Source organism: Nonomuraea longispora, from assembly GCF_004348345.1.
Lineage (GTDB): Bacteria > Actinomycetota > Actinomycetes > Streptosporangiales > Streptosporangiaceae > Nonomuraea > Nonomuraea longispora.
Genome location: NZ_SMJZ01000188.1, coordinates 1 through 17864 on the forward strand (window position 1 = coordinate 1; position 17864 = coordinate 17864).

The window sequence follows — 17864 nt, forward strand, 5'->3', positions numbered from 1 at the left end:
CCCCAGCCCCCCGACGACCTCTTCCCCGGCCGTGTCGGTGGGGACGGGAGAGCCTGATGGAGGGAGCGGCGGAAGCCTGGGCCGGGAGCCCCTAAGCTAGGAAGCATGCCGGAGTACATCTACACGCTGCAGCGCGTGCGCAAGGCGCACGGCGACAAGGTTGTCCTTGACGACGTCACCCTGTCGTTCCTGCCCGGAGCCAAGATCGGTGTCCTGGGGCCGAACGGCACCGGGAAGTCGACGCTGCTCCGGATGATGGCCGGCCTGGAGCAGCCGTCCAACGGCGAGGCGAAGCTCATGCCCGGCTTCTCGGTGGGCATGCTCCAGCAGGAGCCGCCGCTCAACGAGGAGAAGACCGTCCTCGGCAACGTGCAGGAGGGCGTCGCGGAGACGATGGCGATGCTCCAGCGCTACAACGAGATCGCCGAGCAGATGGCCACCGACTACAGCGACGAGCTGCTGGAGGAGATGGGCAAGCTCCAGGACCAGTTGGAGCACCGCAACGCCTGGGATCTCGACAGCCAGCTGGAGCAGGCGATGGACGCCCTGCGCTGCCCGCCGCCCGACGCCGAGGTGACGAAGCTGTCCGGTGGTGAGCGCCGCCGGGTCGCGCTGTGCAAGCTGCTGCTCGAAGCGCCTGACCTGCTGCTTCTCGACGAGCCCACCAACCACCTCGACGCCGAGAGCGTGCAGTGGTTGGAGCAGCACCTCGAGAAATACGAGGGCACCGTGCTGTCCGTCACCCACGACCGCTACTTCCTCGACAACGTCGCCGGCTGGATCCTCGAGCTCGACCGTGGCCGTTCCTACATCTACGAAGGCAACTACTCCACCTACCTCGAGGCCAAGGCGCAGCGGCTCAAGGTCGAGGGCCAGAAGGACATCAAGCGCAAGAGGCGCCTGGAAGGCGAGCTGGAGTGGGTGCGGTCCAACCCGAAGGCCCGCCAGACCAAGAGCAAAGCCCGCCTGCAGCGCTACGAAGAAATGGCGGCCGAGGCCGACAAACACCGCAAGCTCGACTTCGACGAGATCCAGATCCCGCCTGGCCCGCGCCTGGGCACCACGGTGATCAAGGCCGACAACCTCACCAAGGGGTTCGGCGACCGGCTGCTGATGGAGAAGCTCACGTTCGACCTGCCCCGCAACGGCATCGTCGGCGTCATCGGCCCCAACGGCGTCGGCAAGACGACGCTGTTCCGCATGATCACGGGTGCGGAGACCCCTGACAGCGGTTCCATCGTGGTCGGTGACACTGTGAAGATCTCCTACGCCGACCAGACCCGCGGCGGCATCGACCCCGGCAAGAACGTGTGGGAGGTCGTCTCTGACGGGCTCGACCACATCAAGGTCGGCAACGTGGAGATGCCGTCGAGGGCCTACATCGCGGCCTTCGGCTTCAAGGGCCCCGACCAGCAGAAGAAGGCGGGGGTGCTGTCGGGCGGCGAGCGCAACCGGCTCAACCTGGCGCTCACCCTCAAGCAGGGCGGAAACGTGCTGCTCCTCGACGAGCCCACCAACGACCTCGACACCGAGACGCTGTCGTCGCTGGAGAACGCGCTGCTCGACTTCCCAGGCTGCGCGGTGATCACCTCGCACGACCGGTGGTTCCTCGACCGCATCGCCACCCACATCCTGGCGTGGGAAGAGGGCTCGAACTGGTTCTGGTTCGAGGGCAACTTCGCCGACTACGAGAAGAACAAGATCGAGCGGCTGGGCGCCGACGCCGCCCGTCCCCACCGGGTCACCTACCGCAAGCTTCACCGCGACTGACCCGCCCGTTCGGCCGGATCGGTTCTCTGGAACCACTTCATCCGGTACGGCACAGCCAAGGTCACGCCACCCGCCGACCGTGGCCGGTGACGTCCAGGGAGTGCCACGGTCTATGGGTGATCAGGGGGCTGACCTGTGCTTCGAGGCTGCTACGGGGTAATTGTCGGCTGGTTGGCCCGTGGGCTGCGTTTTCGCTGGCGTTTTCGCTGGTCACAGGCTTGGGGGGAGATCGGTTTTCCTGTCAGGGCTGCTTCGATCTTCGCGTGGTCGCGTCTTCCCCGGTGTCGATCCCGAGCCCGCGCTACCTGGGCTGCGTCTACGCTCGCCAGGATGAGCATGGAGGCGTTGAAGTGGCGAAGGTCGTGGGACGCCGCGCGACGTGTGAAGCGCGCTCAGCCTCGCTCAGGGCCGTTTTGCGGGCACGTCGCCGTCCGTCCTGGTAGTGGCGGGCGCGGAAGTAGCCTTGATCGGGTCCGTTGTAGGACAGTCTGCCGTCCGCAGCGGGCGGGAAGTCGTTGAGGTAGGCCCGCAGGGGGGCGACGAGTTCGGGCGGGATCGGGACGATGCGCACGGCCGTTGCCGCCCGGCGTTTGAGTCCCTTCTTCGCGTGTCGTTCGCGGCGTCGGTCCACAGCGTGCCTACGTCGGGGGCCGCGCCGGTGAGGGGGAGTTTGCCCCAGCCGCCTAAAGGTAGGTGGCATCCGTCTGCGGTGAGGGCCATGACTTCGGAGGGACATAGCCCGGCGAAGAGCATGATGTTGAAGAAGGTGTGGAGCATCGGCCCCCCGTTTGAACGCCTGCTTGGATCGGCCTTCGACCATGTCCAGCAGCCGGGCTGGCCCGGTGCCGTCGCGGACGCCGGTCAGGTCGATGATCACGGTGACGTACTTGTCCCCATGTCGGGTGTGCCGCCATGCGTGCTCATCCACGCCGATGACCTTCACGCCGTCGAACCGGCCGGGATCGTCGATTAGGACTCGCTGGCCCTCGGCCAGGACCGCGTCGTTGGCGGTGTTCCACGCCACCTTGAGGCCTTCGGCGACCCGGGCGACGGTGAGGTGCCGGACCACGATGGCTTCCAGTGCCCACCGCAGCCCACGCCGCCACAACTTCGCCCGTGGCTCGGCAGCCAGACTGGTGTCCTGACGCCACACGTGCCCGCAGCCGGTGCATCGGTAGCGGCGTACGACGACCTCCAGGGCCGCCGGTCGCCGGCCCAGCGGCTCGTGGGCCAACCGGCGGGTCACGGTGTCACGCGGTGTGCCCTCGCAGCCGCAGCGGCGGCACCACCGGTCCGGTTCGACGACCCGGCATGCCAGCACAGCGCGGTCAGGTTCCAGTCGCTGCCCGGCAGCTTCCAGACCGAGCTCGTCGAGCCGGCAGAACGTGGTCAGGTCCGGGCACGCGAAGGTAGCGTCAGGCACGTCGCGCCGTGTGGCCCGGACGGGGCAGGAGGCTCCGATCCGTCAAGGTGTCACCACGGGTTCCCGACGCGTTTGGGTAGGGCGAAGACCAGGACGAATGCGAGGATGCTGAATGCGGCGCTGGCGGCCATGGCGAGAGCCGCGCTCTGGCCGAAGGTGTGGGCGGTCGATTCCGGGGAGGACGTCGTGAGGTCGAGGCTCCCGAATAGGACGCTGCCGACGACGGCGATGCCGATCGCGCTGCCGACGCGCTGCATGGTGCCGATGATGCCGCTCGCGGCGCCCGCTTCGCGCGGGTCGACCGTTGCGACGATGAAGTCCGTGTTCGGTGCGATGAACAGACCGCAGCCGATGCCGGCGATCAACAAGGGCGCGAGAATCTTCCAGATGGTGAGGCTCGTCGCGGTGACCGTCGCGAGGATGAGCCAGAGCGCGATGAGGCCGACCATGTTGAGGGCGAGCCCCGTGACGAGGACGCGGCGACCGAATCGGCCCGTGAGCCGGTCACTGCCGGCCGAACCGACGAGGTTGCCGATGGCGAACGGGAGCAGCGCGACGCCCGTGGCCAAGGCGCTTCGTCCGAGTCCGGACTGCCACAGCAGCGAGATGGTGAAGAAGATGCTGGTGAACGCGGCGAAGTAGGCGAGCGCGAGGACCGTGCCTCCGGTGAATGCGGGGTGCCTGAACAGGCGGAGTGGCACGAGGGGGACCCCTCCGCGGTTGGCAAGTCGCCGCTCCCATGCAGCGAACAGCATAAGGAACAGCAGACCGACCCCGATCGACAAGAAGCTCCAGACCGTCCACGCGGCGTCCTGGCCGTTGATGAGCGGGATGAGGAGTGCCACGAGGCCCGCTGACACCAGCAGGAATCCGATCAGGTCCGCGCTCGCCGCCTTACCCTTGACGCCCACGGGCAGCAGCATGATGCCTGCGAGGACCGCCAGGACACCGATCGGGACGTTGACGCCGAAGATCAGGCGCCAGCCGGTATCGGTGCCGAATGCCTGGATGATCAGCCCACCGAACAACGGGCCGAGCGCGGTCGCGACTCCGATCGTCGCACCGAACAGGGCGAAGGCCTTGCCCCGTACCGGTCCGGGGAACATGAGCTGGACGAGCGCGATGATCGGTGTGAAAAAGGTGCCACCGGCCAGCCCCTGGACGATGCGGGCAATGATCAACTGGGTGTCGTTCTGGGCTGTCCCGCACCCCGTGCTCGCCATGGTGAAGAGAGCGAGTCCGGCAAGGAACACCCACTTGTGCCCGAACCGATCACCGACACGGCCCGCCGGGATGAGGGCGAGGCCGAAGGCGAGGGCATAGCCCGAGATGATCCACGATAGCGCGGCGTCTGAGCTGTGGAGACCCGTGTGGATCGACGGAAGTGCGACGTTGACGATTGTGGAATCGAGCAATGCAATGAATGCACCAGCGAGCAGCGCCACGAATGCGGGCCAGGCGCCCCGGGGGACACCTGCAGTGGGCGGGAGGGAGGTATCTGCCGTCACGGAGTGTCCTTCTTGGTGCGTTCGTCCGCGATAATCTGCGGCAGCTGCTCGGCGAGTTCTTCGTGCCAGGCGATCTCGGTGCGCAAGCGGGCGGCTCGGTGCTTCAGCACGAGGACTTCACTGCGAGACAGGTAGCGAGTGACCGCGTTCATGTGTACGTCGTGGTCTGCGAGCATGGCCCGCAGCGACCCCAGTCGTGCCCCGATCACGTCGGGAAGCACTTCGAGGTTGTCGGGATCGAGTCGGGTCACCGCGAGGTCGAATGGGTCGGCCCGGAAGACGATCTCGCGGAGACCGTCCAGCCTCAGGCTCGACAGCACCACTCGGCCCTCGCCTGTGATCGCCCAGACCCGCCGTTGGGGATATGCGCCGTCGCGCTCGACGCGCGCTTCCTCGATCAGCCCTTCCGTGGCGAGGCGCTTGATCGCGCCGTAGAGGCCACCGACCGTGATGTCGGTCCACAGGTCGACGTGCTCCTGCTCGGCGAGCAGTTTCAGTTGGTGGCCATGCATGGAACCGCGCTCGTGGAGTGCGCCAAGGATGAAGATCCGGATAGAAGACACGCGACTAATCTTGCACGACTACTTGCGTGTGTCTACGGTGCACGCCTTCGAACAGGCCCAGAGCGCCCAGGAACTTCCACCGCCGCCGGATCGACTCCAGGAGGAGCGCGTCCCCCGGGGCGCCATGCCCCCCGGGGTCGCGCGGCTCTCTCCGGCAAAGGGTGATCAGGGGGCAAGGAGGGGGCGCACGGCCGCCATATCGGACGCGCAGCTCAGGGCACAAGTTGGCCCCCTGGCCAGACCGGTTGCGATCCCTCTACTTCGGTCTTTGAAGACCGGAGTGTTTCCAGGGAGAGGGCCGCCCGTCAAGGCTTCAGGAAGGTGCCGCCGCTAGAATGCAATTCTAGGATCCCCTCATCCAAGGAGTTGCGCGTTGGATCTCGAACTCGACGGCCTCGACGTGTCCTTCGACCACACCGCCGTGGCCGCCCCCCGGATCAGGGACCTGCTGCCGATCTACCGCGATCTGCTGGGCGGCCGGCATGGCGGCGGCGGTGGCGACAACCGGACCGTCGGCTACCGCACGCTACAGCTCACCTATGCCAACGGCGGCAAGGTCGAGCTCATGGAGCCCTTGGCCGGCTCGACGTTCTTCGACAGCTTCTTCGAGCTCACGAGGGGCCGGGGTGGCGTTCATCATCTGAACTTCCATGTCCGCGACCTGGGCGCGGCGGTTGCCCGGCTGGCCGCCCGCGGTTACCGGCTGCACGGCCTCAACACGGCCGACCCCCGCTGGCGGGAGGTGTTCCTGCATCCGAAGGAGGCGCATGGGGTGCTGATCCAGCTCGCCCAGCCGGGGCCGCGCCTGTCTGATGAGCCCCGCCCGTCGCTGGAGGAGGTGCTGTCGGGCCACGGCAGGAACGGTGACGGCGTACCGAGCCCTTGAAGCAATCATCCACTGGATGGCCTGGTACTCCGCGATGGCCCGCCCCAAGGACTTGCGGATCCTGGCGTAGTCGACGGCCATCTGCAGCATGCGTTCGGCGGACCCGATGGCCCTGGCGGGGATCATGTAGCGGCCCTGCCTCCTTCTCCACGAAGGACCGTACGGTGTCGCGGATCTGGCGTTCCTCGGTGGTGAGAGAGAAGTCCACGGCCGCCTCCTAGGAATTCTAGAATATTTCTCTAGGAAGAGGTTCTAGCCGGTGGAGACCCCCGTCAAGAATACAATTCTAGAATTGAGCGCGATATGATGATTGAATGGCACGCAAGTCCTCGTGGGAGTGGAGCCGTACGGCGCAGACCCGTCAGAGCATGCTGCAGGCGGCTCGTGAGGTCTTCAGCGAGCACGGTTTCGCGGAGTCCAACGTCGCCGAGGTGGTCGCCCGCGCCGGATCCAGCGTCGGCAGCCTCTACCACCACTTCGGCGGCAAGACCGAGCTCTTCCTGGCCCTCTACGAAGACCATCAGGCCGCCCACGAGCAGGCGTCGGCCGCCAGCGTGGCGAAGGCCAGGAAGTCCGGCGTCGACGACCCGGTCGAGTTGCTCATCGCCGGCGCCCGTGCCTACCTCGACGGGGCGTGGGAGCGGCGCGACCTGGTCAGGCTGTTCATCGACGGCGACGGGCCGCCCGGGTTCGAGCTGTTGCGCCGCACGCGGGGCAGGGAGTGGGTACGCCAGAACGCCGTGCTGCTCGGAGCGGGCGGCGACGCGCTCGCCCGGTTCACCGTGGCGGTGCTGACCAGCATCATCGGCGAGGCCGCCCGCGAGGTCGCCACCTCCGACACGGAGGAGGAGGCCAGGGAGGTCATCGAGGCGGCGATGAGGCTGATCCGCCGCCTCGACCCCCTCAAGGACTTCACCGACGACTGATGGTGGCGCGGCCGCGGTCGATCACCACGGTGCCGTCGTCCTTGGCGGTCCTGAACCGCACGTCCTCGCCGTCCACCCAGATCGACACCGTGAGCGACTCCCCGGGGAAGACCGGGCTGGTGAAGCGCCCCGACATCGCCAGGAAACGGCCCGGGTCCGACCCGGCCACCGCGTGCAGCAGCGCCCGCCCCGTCACGCCGTACGTGCAGAGCCCGTGCAGGATCGGCCGGTCGAAGCCCGCCCTGGCGGCGAACTCCGGGTCGCTGTGCAGCGGGTTGCGGTCACCGGACAGGCGGTAGATCAGCGCCTGCTCCGGCAACGTCGGGTAGGTCACCTTGTGGTCGGGCGCGCGGTCCGGCGCGGCCCACGCGTCGCGCGGCCCCCGGTCGCCGCCGAACCCGCCCTCGCCCCTGATGAACAGCGCGCTGCTGCTGGAGACGACCAGCTCGCCCGTGTCGAGGTCGACGGCCCGCGCCTCGGAGGTCACCAGCGCGCCCGAGCCCTTGTCGTAGATGCCGGTCACCTTCGAGGTCGTCCGCACGCCACCCGCGGGGGGCAGCTCCCGGTGCAGCTCGAAGCCCTGCTCGGCGTGGACCAGCATGGCCGGGTCGAAGTCGCCCAGCCGCCGCCCCGGCGCCTGCGAGGCCAGCACCGCGAACGTCGGCAGCACCCGCTGCCCCTTCTCCGTGGTGAACTCCAGCTCGGACGTGTTCGCGCCGACGCCGAGCGCGTACAGCATGGTGTCCTTGGAGGTCCAGGTGCGCTCGTGGGCCGGGCTCTCGACGCCGACGATGGAGTGGTCGAGCGGCATGTCAGTCCTCCCGTCCGGGGATGCGGCCGTTGGTCATGGCGTTGGGCGCGGCCTTGTCGACCAGGGCGGGGATGACGCCGCCCAGCTCGGCCGGGTCCCACCGGGAGCCCTTGTCGACGCCCGGCCCCGCGTGCCAGCCCTCGGCGACGCTGATCGCGCCCCCGCGCACGTTGAACACCCGGCCGGTGACGCCGCGGGCCTCGGCGCTGGAGAGCCAGACCACGAGGGGCGCGATGTCGTCGGGGTCGGCGCCGGTGACGCCGGCGGGCATGAGGTTCTCGGTCATGCGGGTCAGCGCGGCGGGGGCTACGGCGTTCACGGTCACGCCGTAGCGCTCCAGTTCCTTGGCAGCGATGACGGTGAGCCCGGCGATGCCGGCCTTGGCCGCGCCGTAATTGCCCTGCCCCGGGTTACCGTAGATGCCGGAGGACGAGGTGGTGTTGATGATCCGGGCATCCACGGGTTCGCCAGACTTCGCCTTGGCCCGCCAATAGGCGGCGGCATGGCGCAGCGGCGCGAAGGTGCCGCGCAGGTGCACCCGGATCACCGCGTCCCACTCCTCGGCCGTCATGTTGACGAGCATCCGGTCCCGCAGGATGCCCGCGTTGTTGACCAGCACGTCGAGGCCGCCGAAGTGGTCGACGGCCGAGCGGATCAGCCGCTGCGCGCCGTCGAAGTCGGAGACGTCCTCGCCGTTGACGACGGCCTGACCGCCCATGGCCTCGATCTCCGCCACCACCTCGGCGGCGGCTCCGGACGAGCCGGTGCCGTCGACCTCCGCGCCCAGGTCGTTGACCACCACCTTCGCCCCTTGCCGGGCGAACTCGAGCGCGTGCCCTCGCCCGATGCCCCTGGCCGCTCCTGTGACGATCACCACGCGGCCTTCGACGATTCCGCCCATCCGACACCTCGCTCCTTGCCCCGGTACCGATGCGAATAGAATTCTAGTATCAAAATCTAGAAAGGACAGGCCCTTGCCGGCTGCGACCCCCATAGGGCATGCGTGGCGCACGTTGTCGGTGGTCAGCCTGGCGAGCGTGCTGACCGGTCTCGGCGGCAGCGCGATGAACGTCGCCCTGCCCGAGATCGCCAGGCACACCCAGGCCGGCGCGACGGCCGCGGGCTGGATCCTCCTCGGCTTCCAGTTGACCACGACCGTGCTCATGGTGGTATTCGGGCGGCTGGCGGATCTGTTCGGGCGGCGCAGGTTGTACCTGATCGGGCTGGCGACGTACACCGTGGCCGCGCTGCTCGCGGGCCTGGCGCCGAACGCGTGGGTGATCGTGGCCATGCGGGTCGTCCAGGCGGCGGGGGCGGCCATGCTGCTCACCAACAGCGCCGCCCTGGTCAGTGACGCGTTCCCGCGTGAGCGGCTGGGGGAGGGCATGGGGGTCTACGTGGCCTCGTTCTCGATCGCCGGGCTCATCGGGCCGACGCTGGGCGGGGTGCTCGCCGATGGTCTCGGCTGGCGCTGGGTGTTCTGGTTCAACGTGCCGATCGGGGTGATCTGCCTGGTGTGGGGCGGGATCGTGCTGCGCAGGACCGTTCCCGACAACCGCGACCGCGGGCTCGACCTGCCCGGGAGCCTGCTCGTCCTGATCACCCTGGGCGGGCTGCTGCTGGCGCTGTCGGAGTTCACCCGGCTCGGCTGGGGGCACCCGGTGGTGCTGGCCGGGCTCGTCTGCTTCGCGGCAGGGCTGCCTTTGTTCGTGGCCAGGGAGCGGAGGGCCGCCCATCCGGTCGTGGACCTGGGGTTGTTCCGCGACCGGGCCTTCACCTTCGGCACGCTCGCGTCGTTCCTCAACGCCGTCGCGCGCATGGGCATGGTGTTCCTGGTCGCGCTCTACTTCCAGGCCGTGCGGGGGGACGACCCCGTACAGGCTGGGTTGAAAGTGCTGCCGCTGGCCGTCGCGGCGATGACCGCGTCGGTGGCCTCGGGTTTCCTGCAGCGCCTCATGAGCGCCCGCGCCCTGGCCGTGGCCGGAGCCTCGGTGACCACCTGCGGGCTGGTGGTCATGCTGGTGGTGATGTCCTCGACCATGCCGTACGCGGCGGCGGCGACGGGCCTCGTGCTGATCGGCCTCGGCTCCGGCGTGTTCATGCCCTCCAACACCACCGCCATCCTGGACGGCCTGCCCTCGGCCCGGCTCGGCATCGTCAACGCCATGCGGCTGATGTTGCAGAACACGGGCAACGTGGTGGGCACCGGCCTGGTCCTGTCGATCATCACCGCGCCGCTCCCCGCCGCGCTGCACGAGCGGGTGTTCGCGGGCACCCTCTCGCACCTGAACGGCGGCGCGGTCGAGCAGCTCGTGACGGGCTACCGGTGGGCGCTCGCCGCCATGGCCACCGTCTCCGTGCTGACCGTGCTGGCCTGCCTGGGCCGCCGCAGGGCCACCTGACCGGGGCGGGTACGGTGACTGACGTGGTTGAACGCACCCCGGCCCAGCGCCACCTCTACCTCCGAACGGTGAGATTCGCCGACGTCGACTCCCAGGGGCACGTGAACAACGTGCGTTTCCTCGACTACCTGGAGGATGCCCGTTTCGGCATGTTCCACATCGATCCGCACAACGCGGGTGACCAGCCGTTCAAGGGTCTGGTGGTCACCCGGCACGAGATCGACTACCGCCGCCCGCTCGGCTTCCGCGCGGAGCCGGTGCGCGTGGAGACGTGGGTGACGGAGATCAGGCCGGTGCGCTTCACCCTCGCCTACGAGGTTCGCGACGACGACGCGGTGTACGTCACCGCGAAGTCCGTGCTCGCGGCCTATGACGTGGAGCGGGCCGCCCCGCGCAGGTTGTCGGAGAGCGAACTGGCGTACCTCGTACGTTTCTCGCCATGAAACGCTGGTTGATGCTGGCCCTGGGCGTCAACGCCCACGCGAGCGTCACGCTCGGGTTGTTCGGCTTGCCCCTCGTCATTCCTGAAATAGAGCGACATTTCGGGGTTTCGTTGGCTGTGGCGGGGATCATGGCGAACGCTCCGGCCATGGGCATCCTGTTCGCCCTCGTGGCCTGGGGAGCGCTGGCCGACCGGCACGGCGAACGGCTGATCCTGGGCACGGGCGTGGGTCTGGCCGCAGTGTTGTTCGCCGCCGCCGCGGTCGCCGGTCAGGTGTGGGCGGTGATCGGGCTGCTGGCCCTCGCTGGCGCCGCCGGCTCGGCCGCGATGGTCGGCGGCGGGCGCATCGTGCTGCGCTGGTTCGAGCCGCCGGAACGCGGCCTCGCCATGGGGCTGCGCCAGGTGTCCTTCACCCTCGGCATGGCGATGGGAGCGTTCGTGCTGCCGCCCATCGCGCAGGCGCACGGCCTGGCCGGCGTGCTGTCCGTGTGCGCCGGCGTGAGCCTGCTGGCCGCCGTGCTGGCCGCGCTCTTTCTGGCCGAGCCGCCGCGCGCGATCTCCGGGCCGGGCGCCGTGCCGCGCGGCTCGCCGTACCGGCAGCCGGCGCTGTGGCGGGTGCACGCCACCAGCGCCCTGCACGTGGTCCCGCAGATCGTGGTCAGCACGTACGGCGTGACGTGCCTCGTGCGCCTGTACGGATGGGATGAGGTGGCGGCCGGCCGGCTGTTCGGTGTGGCGGCGATCGCCGGGGCCGCCGTGCGCATCGCGGCCGGTCGCTGGTCGGACCGGGTGGGCCTGCGCATGCGGCCCCTGCTGCTGATCACGGCCTGCAACCTCGGCGTCATGGCGCTGCTGGTGGCCGGCACACTCTCCGGCACCTGGCTCGGTCCCGCCATGCTCGCCGTGGCCGCGGTGATGACCGTGGCCGGCAACGGGCTCGCCTACCTGACGGCGGGCGAGCTCGCCGGGCCCACCTGGGCCGGGCGGGTGCTCGGCACCCACAACACCGTCCAGAACGTCGTCTCCGTCGTCGCCACGCCGCTGGCCGGCGTGCTGATCACCAACATCGGGTATTGGGCGGCCTTCGCCGCGGGGCTGGGAGGCGCGCTGCTGTCGCTGCCCGTCATCCCCTTCCGCGGCGAGGACGACGAGCCATTATGACGCGCGGCGCAACCACGCCGCCGTGTCGGGCGGTAGCAGGTCGCCCCTCAGCGGCCCGCTCGCCAGCAGCACTTCGTCGTGCTCCGGCAGGCGTACCGGCCGGTCGCCGCAGTTGAGCGCGCAGATCAGCGGCCCGCGGGTGAAGAAAAGCACTCCCTCGGGAGACTTCAGCCACTCCAACGTATAAGGAATGGATCGCACCAGGTCACGGCGGCAGGCCAGGGCCCTGCGGTAGAACTCGAGGGTGGACCCGGCGTCCCCTTCCTGCTTCTCGACGCTCAGCTCCGCGAACGCCGCCGGCTGCGGCAACCACGGCGGCACCGCGCCGGGGGAGAACCCGTGGGAGGGCGGATCGACCGTCCACGGGATCGGCACCCGGCACCCGTCGCGCCCTGGCAGCTCGCCGTTCGACTGGTAGAAGATCGGGTCCTGCCTGGCCGCGTCGGGCAGGTCGGTCACCTCGGGCAGCCCGAGCTCCTCGCCCTGGTAGAGGTAGGCCGAGCCGGGCAGCGCCAGCATCGTGAGCACCGCCGCCTTCGCCCGCGCCGGCCCGGCGGCGGGATCGTCGGCCGCGTAGCGGGTGCGGTGGCGCACGACGTCGTGGTTGGACAGCACCCACGTCGCGAACGGAACGCTGGAGAGCGTGTCGTCGATCACCTTCCTGAACGCCGCCGCCGACCACGGCGCCTGCAGCCACGCGAAGTTGAAGCTCTGGTGCAACTCGTCGGGCCGCACGTAGAGCGCGAGATCCTCGAGGCTGTCGGTCCACACCTCGCCCACGGCCATGCGCTCGCCCGGATAGCCGTCCAGCACCCTGCGCCAGTCGCGGTAGACGTCGTGCACCTCGGGCTGCCCCCACACCGGCGAGACCGCTTTGAACGACTGGTCACCGATGTCGGGCAGCCCTTCGGCCTTGTAGAGCCCCATCGCCACGTCGATGCGGAAGCCGTCGACCCCGCGGTCCAGCCAGAACCGCAGGATGTCGAGGAACTCCCCGTGCACTTCGGGGTTGCGCCAGTTGAAGTCGGGCTGCTCCGGCGCGAACAGGTGCAGATAGTACGAGCCGTCCTCGACCCGCGTCCAGGCAGAGCCGCCGAAGGTGGACTTCCAGTTGTTGGTCCGGTCGCGGAAGAGGTAGCGTTCGCGCCCCTCGCCGCGCAGCGCCGCCTGGAACCAGGGATGGGCGGAGGAGCTGTGGTTGGGCACGATGTCCACGATCACCCGCAGCCCGTGGTCGTGTGCGGCGGCCACCAGCGCCTCGAAGTCGGAGAGGGTGCCGAACAGCGGGTCGACGTCGCGGTGGTCGGCGACGTCATAGCCGCCGTCGGCCATGGGCGAGGTGTAGAACGGCGTCAGCCAGACGGCGTCGACCCCCAGGTCCCGCAGGTAGGGCAGGCGCTCGCGCACCCCCGCCAGGTCGCCGACCCCGTCTCCGGAGGAGTCGGCGAAACTGCGGACGTAGATCTCGTAGACGACGGCATCACGCCACCAGGGGATATCCATGTGGCGTGTCATGCCCCGTCAGGAGGGTGAGTTCACCAGGCTGTGGGCCGCGTAGACCAGATAGTCCCAGAGCCTGGTCTCCAGCTCCTCCGGCAGGTCGAGCGAGTCGACGGCCTCGCGCATGTGCCGCAGCCAGGCGTCGCGCTCGGTCTCGCCGATCACGAACGGCATGTGGCGCATGCGCAGGCGGGGGTGCCCGCGCTGCTCGCTGTAGGTCTTGGGGCCGCCCCAGTATTGGATCAAGAAGCCCCGCAGCCGCTCCTCGGCTCCCGTCAGGTCGGGCTCGGGGTAGAGCGGCCGCAGCACCGGGTCTTCCGCGACCCCCTCGTAGAAGCGCTGCACGAGACGCCGGAAGGTCTCTTCGCCCCCGACGGCGTCGTAGAAGGAGGTCTCAGTCACGTTCACCAGCCTATGGTGTGCCTGGGGTGGTGGCGCATCGAGCTCACCCCGCGACCATGGGGATGCCCGCGTCGTCGAGTGTCGTCTTGACCCTGATGCGCAGCTCTCTGGCCACCTCGGCCTGCTCGTTGGGCAGCGTCTTGGCGGTGATGCGGAACACCACCGAACTGTCGGAGAGCTGCTCCACCCCGAACACCTGCGGCTGCTCCACGATCTTGCTCTCGCGCAGCTCGGGGTCGGCCCAGAGCTCCTCGGCCAGGTGCTCGAGCAGCACGCGCACGCTGACGATGTCGGAGTCGTAGGCCACCGGCACGTCGACGTAGGCCCGCGACCAGCCCTGCGACTCGTTGCCGATCCTGGTGATCGTGCCGTTGCGGACGTACCAGACGCGGCCGTCGGCGTCACGCAGCCTCGTGACGCGCAGGGTGACGGCCTCGACGGTGCCGATCGCGGCGCCCGCGTCGATCACGTCGCCCACGCCGTACTGGTCCTCGAGCAGCATGAACATGCCGGCGATGAAGTCCTTCACCAACTCCTGCGCGCCGAAGCCGATGGCCACGCCCAGGATGCCGACGCTGGTCAGCAGGGGAGCGATGGGGATCGTCAGCCGGTCGAGCACGGTCAGCACCGCGGTGCCCAGGATCACGATCGAAGCGATGTGCTTGAGCACCGAGCCCATGGTCTCGGCCCGCTGTTTCCTGCGTTCGTGGAGCAGCGCGTCGATGCTGTCGGTGGCGGCGCCCTTGCGGAACCTGCGACTGATCGAGCTCTTGGCGGCGGTGCGAAGGACCAGCCGCGTGATCATCTTGTGCGCGACCTTGCGGAGGACGAACGCCAGCACGACGATCAGCACGATGACGACCGCGCTGGCCACGATGGGTGCCCAGGCCGCGTTGTCGAACATCCCGACGAGGGTAGAGCAAACAGGGTCCTTGGTACAGACCCCCGTCATGTCCTGGACCACTTTTTCCGGGTCCGGAAGCCCGCTCGATGGCGAAGCGGGTGGCGACGGCGTCACCAGCAGTAACAAAGGTGGATCCCCCTCCAGAAGCGGTTCGGTCGGGCTCTTTGGACCGTTGCGATCCAAAATACCGCCGACCGAACCGCCCGCCGTCACATCACGCCGGGGAAGACGGGGTCGCCGGCTCTCTGGGCCGCGGAGGGAGAGAGCGGACGCTCCGATGACGGACGGCTCGGCAAGGGACAGGCACCCGGAAGCATGTCCCTTACCGGTTCCGGGAGGGATCCCCCCCAACACCCTCCCGGCGGACCGGGAGGGTGGCTTGGCGTGCACGGCGTGCGGGCCGTGCCGGCAACAGTCAGGTGTGAGGCCAGAACCGGCGGAGTGACCAGGACCCCACATGCGTGAAACCCTCCGCACCGGTCACTCCGCCGGCCCTGTGAGGCCGCCGTGGTTGCGGTACGCCGCGGTGGCTGCGCTCCACCCGGCTCACCGCGTCGGTCATTCGACCACGGCGGCTAGCACGCGGGCGACCTTCGTCGCGGCACCGGCCGGGTCGTCGGCCGTGTGCATCCGTTCGCCCCAGGACCAGCAGTACCACCAATCCGGCATATCGGACACAGTGGCCGGCCTGCAGGTGACGTTCTCGGACAGGCTCGTCGCGTTCGGATTGATGACGCGTACGAACCTGCGACCGTTCTGGTTCTGGACCACTCTTGCGAGCAAGCCATGAGCGCCCAGTTCGGACACGAGCCGCTCCAAGTGCTCGAAGTCGTCGTCCCCCACCGTTCGTCCTCCCTATGATCGCCGCTGGTGGGCCAAACATGTCTCATGTCAACGGCGAACGCAACGAGCTTGAGTGGCTACAGGGAGTTGCTCTTCTCCCAAGGGATATAAGAAACAGTCCCGGGGAGGACGATCCTTAACCGTAGGCTGTCTCAGGGCGTTTTCAAACCCGTCGTCCCTGGTTCATAGTCATGGGTAGGCGCACAGCGACTTGAAGGCTACTCTGAGTCACAAGTTGCGGACCGGTCGAGACTTGTTTGGAAGGGGCCGGGATGTCCGGCAGACAGCACAGGGAGACGGAGATCGCCCGGCGGATCAGGGCCAAGGGCCTGGCCGCCGGGCACACTTCGGCCCAGATCGCGGATGAGATCCACGAGGCTTGCGCGTCACAGTTCAGCACCACCCGCATCAAGGCGCACCGGTTGTCCTACGGGATCGCCCTGGCCGACGTCATCGAGCAGGTGAGAGCCCTGTTCGAGCGCGACTCGAAACCCACCCCGGGCATCGGCGAGACCTTGCTCTCGGCGTACGAGAGCGGGCTGAAACGCCCCGGGCCCGAATATCTGCACTACCTCTGCACGGTCTACCGCGTCGAGCCGGCCGCGCTCGGCTACGACGGGCCGTGCATCTGCGGCCACGGCCACGCGCACCGGGCGGCGGGAGCGCTCGGAGGTTCCGAGGCCAAGGACCCGCCGCTGCTGCCGACCGAGCGCGAGCTCAACCTCCAACCCATGGTCACCGATCCCGAGGCGCAGGAGGACGAGAACATCCTGCGCCGCACGATGTTAAATCTGCTGCACACCGACACCAACCTCAACGAGGCTCTCGACGGGGTCGTGCTCGGAGCGTGCGAGGGCATCAGACGGCGGATGGACGAGACGCTCGTCTCGGCCACGGTGTCCGCCGCGATGCTCGACCAGTGGGAAGAGGCGACGATCAGCTTCGGCCGCCAGTACACGACGACGGCCCCCCTGAGGCTGCTGTGCGACGTGCTGCTCGAACTGAGCGCGGTCCGTACGGCGATGTCCCGCCGCCAGCCCATCGACCTGCAGGAACGCTTGTGCAGGATGGCCGCCCAGCTGTCCGGGCTGAGCGGCATGATCATGATCAACCTGGGCGACCACCGCCTGGCCCGCTCGTTCTTCCGCACCGGGCGCACCGCGGCCGACGAGACCGGCGACCGCGCGCTGCGCGCCTGGATCACCGCTCGCGAGTCGCTCGTCCCCCTCTATTTCGGCGACGCCCGCGAGGCCCTCACCCTCGCCAAGAAGAGCCGCGACCTGGCCGGCTCGATGCCGTGCGCCGCACAGGCCATGGCGCCGGTCGTCGAGGCGAGGGCGCTGGCCATGATGTCGGGGGGCGACAGCAAGAAAGAGGTCGTCGACCAGGCCAAACGCGCGCTGTCGCGGGCGCGCAGCGCCTTCTCCCACCTCAAGAGCGAGGACCAGGAGGACGTCGCCTTCGGCTACACCGAGAAGCAGCTCTACTTCTACCAGGGCGACGTGCTCACCAAGCTCGGTCAGACGATCGAGGCCGAAGTGGTGCTCGGCCAGGCGCTCACCAAATACCAGGACCACATCCTCGACCAGACGCTCATCAGGCTCGACCAGGCCCAGTGCCGGCTGATCGACGGCGACGTCAAGGAGGCGGTGGCGATCGGCGTCAAGGCGCTGCGCCTGGTGAGCGACGAATATCTGACCGACTTCATCGTGCGGCCGGCGGCGGCGCTCGGACAGGCGATCGCGGCCCGGGACGCCAACGCGCCAGGGCTCGACGACTACTACGCCGAGTTGCGGCGCTCGCGAGCCCAGCTGAAGGGGGGCGCATGAAACTGAAGATCCGGCGCTACCGCTGGTCCGATCTCGACATCGTCCTCTCCCTCCACCAGATCTGTCTGGCGCAGGTGGGCCTGGTGCCCGGCGACGGCGTCTACTACGACGACGACTTTCCCCGCATCCAGGAGATCTACCTGGCCTGCGGCGGAGACTTCCTCGTCGGAGAGGTCGGCTCCCGGGTGGTGGCGATGGGCGGGCTGAAACCCGTCGACACGAGCACGGCCGAGATCTGCCGGCTACGCGTGCATCCCGACGTCCAGCGGCGTGGCTACGGTGAGGCCATGCTCGTCACCCTGCAGCAGCGCGCCGTGGAGCTCGGCTTCGAGCGCGTCAGGGGCGACACCACGCTCAACCAGGAGGCCGCGCTGGCGCTCTACGCGCGCCAGGGGTGGCGTGAGCTCTCCCGGCACAAGGTGGGCGGTCTCGTGGTGGTCAATGTCGAGAAGCTGCTGAATCCCGGCGTAACCCTCGACCGCTGACACCCCCGC

Annotated in this window: 15 protein-coding genes and 3 pseudogenes; 8 read left to right on the forward strand and 10 right to left on the reverse strand. The window is 68.8% G+C overall.

The window, feature by feature from the left end:
* Nucleotides 1-105: 105 nt before the first annotated feature.
* On the forward strand, nt 106-1770 hold the full coding sequence (ettA, locus tag E1267_RS34625) for an energy-dependent translational throttle protein EttA (protein ID WP_132338985.1): 1665 nt from the start codon (nt 106-108) through the stop codon (nt 1768-1770).
* Nucleotides 1771-2557: 787 nt separating this feature from the next.
* Here ettA and E1267_RS34630 read toward each other — a convergent pair.
* The 3 genes and pseudogenes from E1267_RS34630 to E1267_RS34640 all read right to left on the reverse strand — a co-directional run.
* Nucleotides 2558-3193 (reverse strand): annotated as a pseudogene (locus tag E1267_RS34630) (transposase); the annotation flags it as partial.
* 50 nt (nt 3194-3243) lie between these two features.
* Nucleotides 3244-4701: an MFS transporter gene (locus E1267_RS34635; RefSeq protein ID WP_132338987.1), complete on the reverse strand. Its 1458-nt coding sequence runs from the start codon at nt 4699-4701 to the stop codon at nt 3244-3246.
* Nucleotides 4698-5264 carry a PadR family transcriptional regulator gene (locus tag E1267_RS34640; protein ID WP_132338989.1) on the reverse strand — a complete coding sequence of 189 codons (567 nt, stop codon included), beginning with the start codon at nt 5262-5264 and terminating at the stop codon, nt 4698-4700. The genes E1267_RS34635 and E1267_RS34640 overlap by 4 nt, the downstream gene beginning before the upstream one ends.
* Nucleotides 5265-5637: 373 nt before the next feature.
* On the opposite strand from E1267_RS34640, the gene E1267_RS34645 reads away from it, so the two are divergent.
* Nucleotides 5638-6150 (forward strand): VOC family protein, encoded by a 513-nt coding sequence (locus tag E1267_RS34645; RefSeq protein ID WP_165959965.1) that lies wholly within the window; start codon nt 5638-5640, stop codon nt 6148-6150.
* Nucleotides 6151-6189: 39 nt separating this feature from the next.
* Here E1267_RS34645 and E1267_RS47725 read toward each other — a convergent pair.
* A pseudogene (locus tag E1267_RS47725) lies at nt 6190-6276 on the reverse strand (hypothetical protein); the annotation flags it as partial.
* A 188-nt stretch (nt 6277-6464) separates the two neighbouring features.
* Here E1267_RS47725 and E1267_RS34655 point away from each other — a divergent pair.
* On the forward strand, nt 6465-7076 hold the full coding sequence (locus E1267_RS34655; RefSeq protein WP_132338993.1) for a TetR/AcrR family transcriptional regulator: 612 nt from the start codon (nt 6465-6467) through the stop codon (nt 7074-7076).
* Here the strand turns inward: E1267_RS34655 and E1267_RS34660 are convergent.
* Both E1267_RS34660 and E1267_RS34665 read right to left on the reverse strand, forming a co-directional pair.
* Nucleotides 7063-7887 (reverse strand): MaoC family dehydratase, encoded by an 825-nt coding sequence (locus tag E1267_RS34660; protein WP_132338995.1) that lies wholly within the window; start codon nt 7885-7887, stop codon nt 7063-7065. The two genes, E1267_RS34655 and E1267_RS34660, sit on opposite strands and share 14 nt — an antisense overlap.
* 1 nt (nt 7888) lies before the next feature.
* The gene (locus E1267_RS34665; protein ID WP_132338997.1) at nt 7889-8788 is read right to left on the reverse strand and encodes an SDR family oxidoreductase; all 900 of its coding nucleotides are present in this window, start codon (nt 8786-8788) and stop codon (nt 7889-7891) included.
* A gap of 73 nt (nt 8789-8861) precedes the next feature.
* On the opposite strand from E1267_RS34665, the gene E1267_RS34670 reads away from it, so the two are divergent.
* From E1267_RS34670 to E1267_RS34680, 3 genes are read left to right on the forward strand one after another with little or no spacing between them, the layout of a single operon-like run.
* Complete coding sequence (locus E1267_RS34670) at nt 8862-10289, forward strand: DHA2 family efflux MFS transporter permease subunit (protein WP_246064443.1); 1428 nt, start codon at nt 8862-8864, stop codon at nt 10287-10289.
* 14 nt (nt 10290-10303) lie between these two features.
* On the forward strand, nt 10304-10732 hold the full coding sequence (locus tag E1267_RS34675) for an acyl-CoA thioesterase (protein WP_246064444.1): 429 nt from the start codon (nt 10304-10306) through the stop codon (nt 10730-10732).
* The gene (locus E1267_RS34680; protein WP_132339001.1) at nt 10729-11892 is read left to right on the forward strand and encodes an MFS transporter; all 1164 of its coding nucleotides are present in this window, start codon (nt 10729-10731) and stop codon (nt 11890-11892) included. The genes E1267_RS34675 and E1267_RS34680 overlap by 4 nt, the downstream gene beginning before the upstream one ends.
* Here E1267_RS34680 and E1267_RS34685 read toward each other — a convergent pair.
* From E1267_RS34685 to E1267_RS34700, 4 genes and pseudogenes are all read right to left on the reverse strand, one after another.
* On the reverse strand, nt 11887-13395 hold the full coding sequence (locus E1267_RS34685) for a glycoside hydrolase family 13 protein (RefSeq protein ID WP_132339003.1): 1509 nt from the start codon (nt 13393-13395) through the stop codon (nt 11887-11889). The genes E1267_RS34680 and E1267_RS34685 overlap by 6 nt on opposite strands.
* Before the next feature lie 24 nt (nt 13396-13419).
* Nucleotides 13420-13794 (reverse strand): annotated as a pseudogene (locus E1267_RS34690) (globin); the annotation flags it as partial.
* 43 nt (nt 13795-13837) lie between these two features.
* Nucleotides 13838-14698, reverse strand: coding sequence for a mechanosensitive ion channel family protein (locus tag E1267_RS34695; protein WP_246064445.1), 861 nt, complete (start codon nt 14696-14698; stop codon nt 13838-13840).
* Nucleotides 14699-15256: 558 nt separating this feature from the next.
* Nucleotides 15257-15541, reverse strand: a complete 285-nt coding sequence (locus E1267_RS34700) for a hypothetical protein (RefSeq protein ID WP_132339009.1) — start codon at nt 15539-15541, stop codon at nt 15257-15259.
* Nucleotides 15542-15813: 272 nt separating this feature from the next.
* On the opposite strand from E1267_RS34700, the gene E1267_RS34705 reads away from it, so the two are divergent.
* Nucleotides 15814-17370, forward strand: coding sequence for an NsdA family TPR-like regulatory protein (locus E1267_RS34705; protein WP_132339011.1), 1557 nt, complete (start codon nt 15814-15816; stop codon nt 17368-17370).
* On the forward strand, nt 17367-17855 hold the full coding sequence (locus E1267_RS34710; protein ID WP_132339013.1) for a GNAT family N-acetyltransferase: 489 nt from the start codon (nt 17367-17369) through the stop codon (nt 17853-17855). Before E1267_RS34705 ends, E1267_RS34710 begins: the two co-directional genes overlap by 4 nt.
* The last annotated feature ends 9 nt before the right edge of the window (nt 17856-17864 follow it).

Coding starts and splice junctions, on each gene's coding strand:
- E1267_RS34660 (WP_132338995.1), bottom strand. CDS start 7,887: ATGCCGCTCGACCACTCCATCGTCGGCGTCGAGAGCCCGGCCCACGAG.
- E1267_RS34685 (WP_132339003.1), bottom strand. CDS start 13,395: ATGGATATCCCCTGGTGGCGTGATGCCGTCGTCTACGAGATCTACGTC.
- E1267_RS34710 (WP_132339013.1), top strand. CDS start 17,367: ATGAAACTGAAGATCCGGCGCTACCGCTGGTCCGATCTCGACATCGTC.
- E1267_RS34665 (WP_132338997.1), bottom strand. CDS start 8,788: ATGGGCGGAATCGTCGAAGGCCGCGTGGTGATCGTCACAGGAGCGGCC.
- E1267_RS34695 (WP_246064445.1), bottom strand. CDS start 14,698: ATGTTCGACAACGCGGCCTGGGCACCCATCGTGGCCAGCGCGGTCGTC.
- E1267_RS34680 (WP_132339001.1), top strand. CDS start 10,729: ATGAAACGCTGGTTGATGCTGGCCCTGGGCGTCAACGCCCACGCGAGC.
- E1267_RS34655 (WP_132338993.1), top strand. CDS start 6,465: ATGGCACGCAAGTCCTCGTGGGAGTGGAGCCGTACGGCGCAGACCCGT.
- E1267_RS34705 (WP_132339011.1), top strand. CDS start 15,814: ATGTCCGGCAGACAGCACAGGGAGACGGAGATCGCCCGGCGGATCAGG.
- ettA (WP_132338985.1), top strand. CDS start 106: ATGCCGGAGTACATCTACACGCTGCAGCGCGTGCGCAAGGCGCACGGC.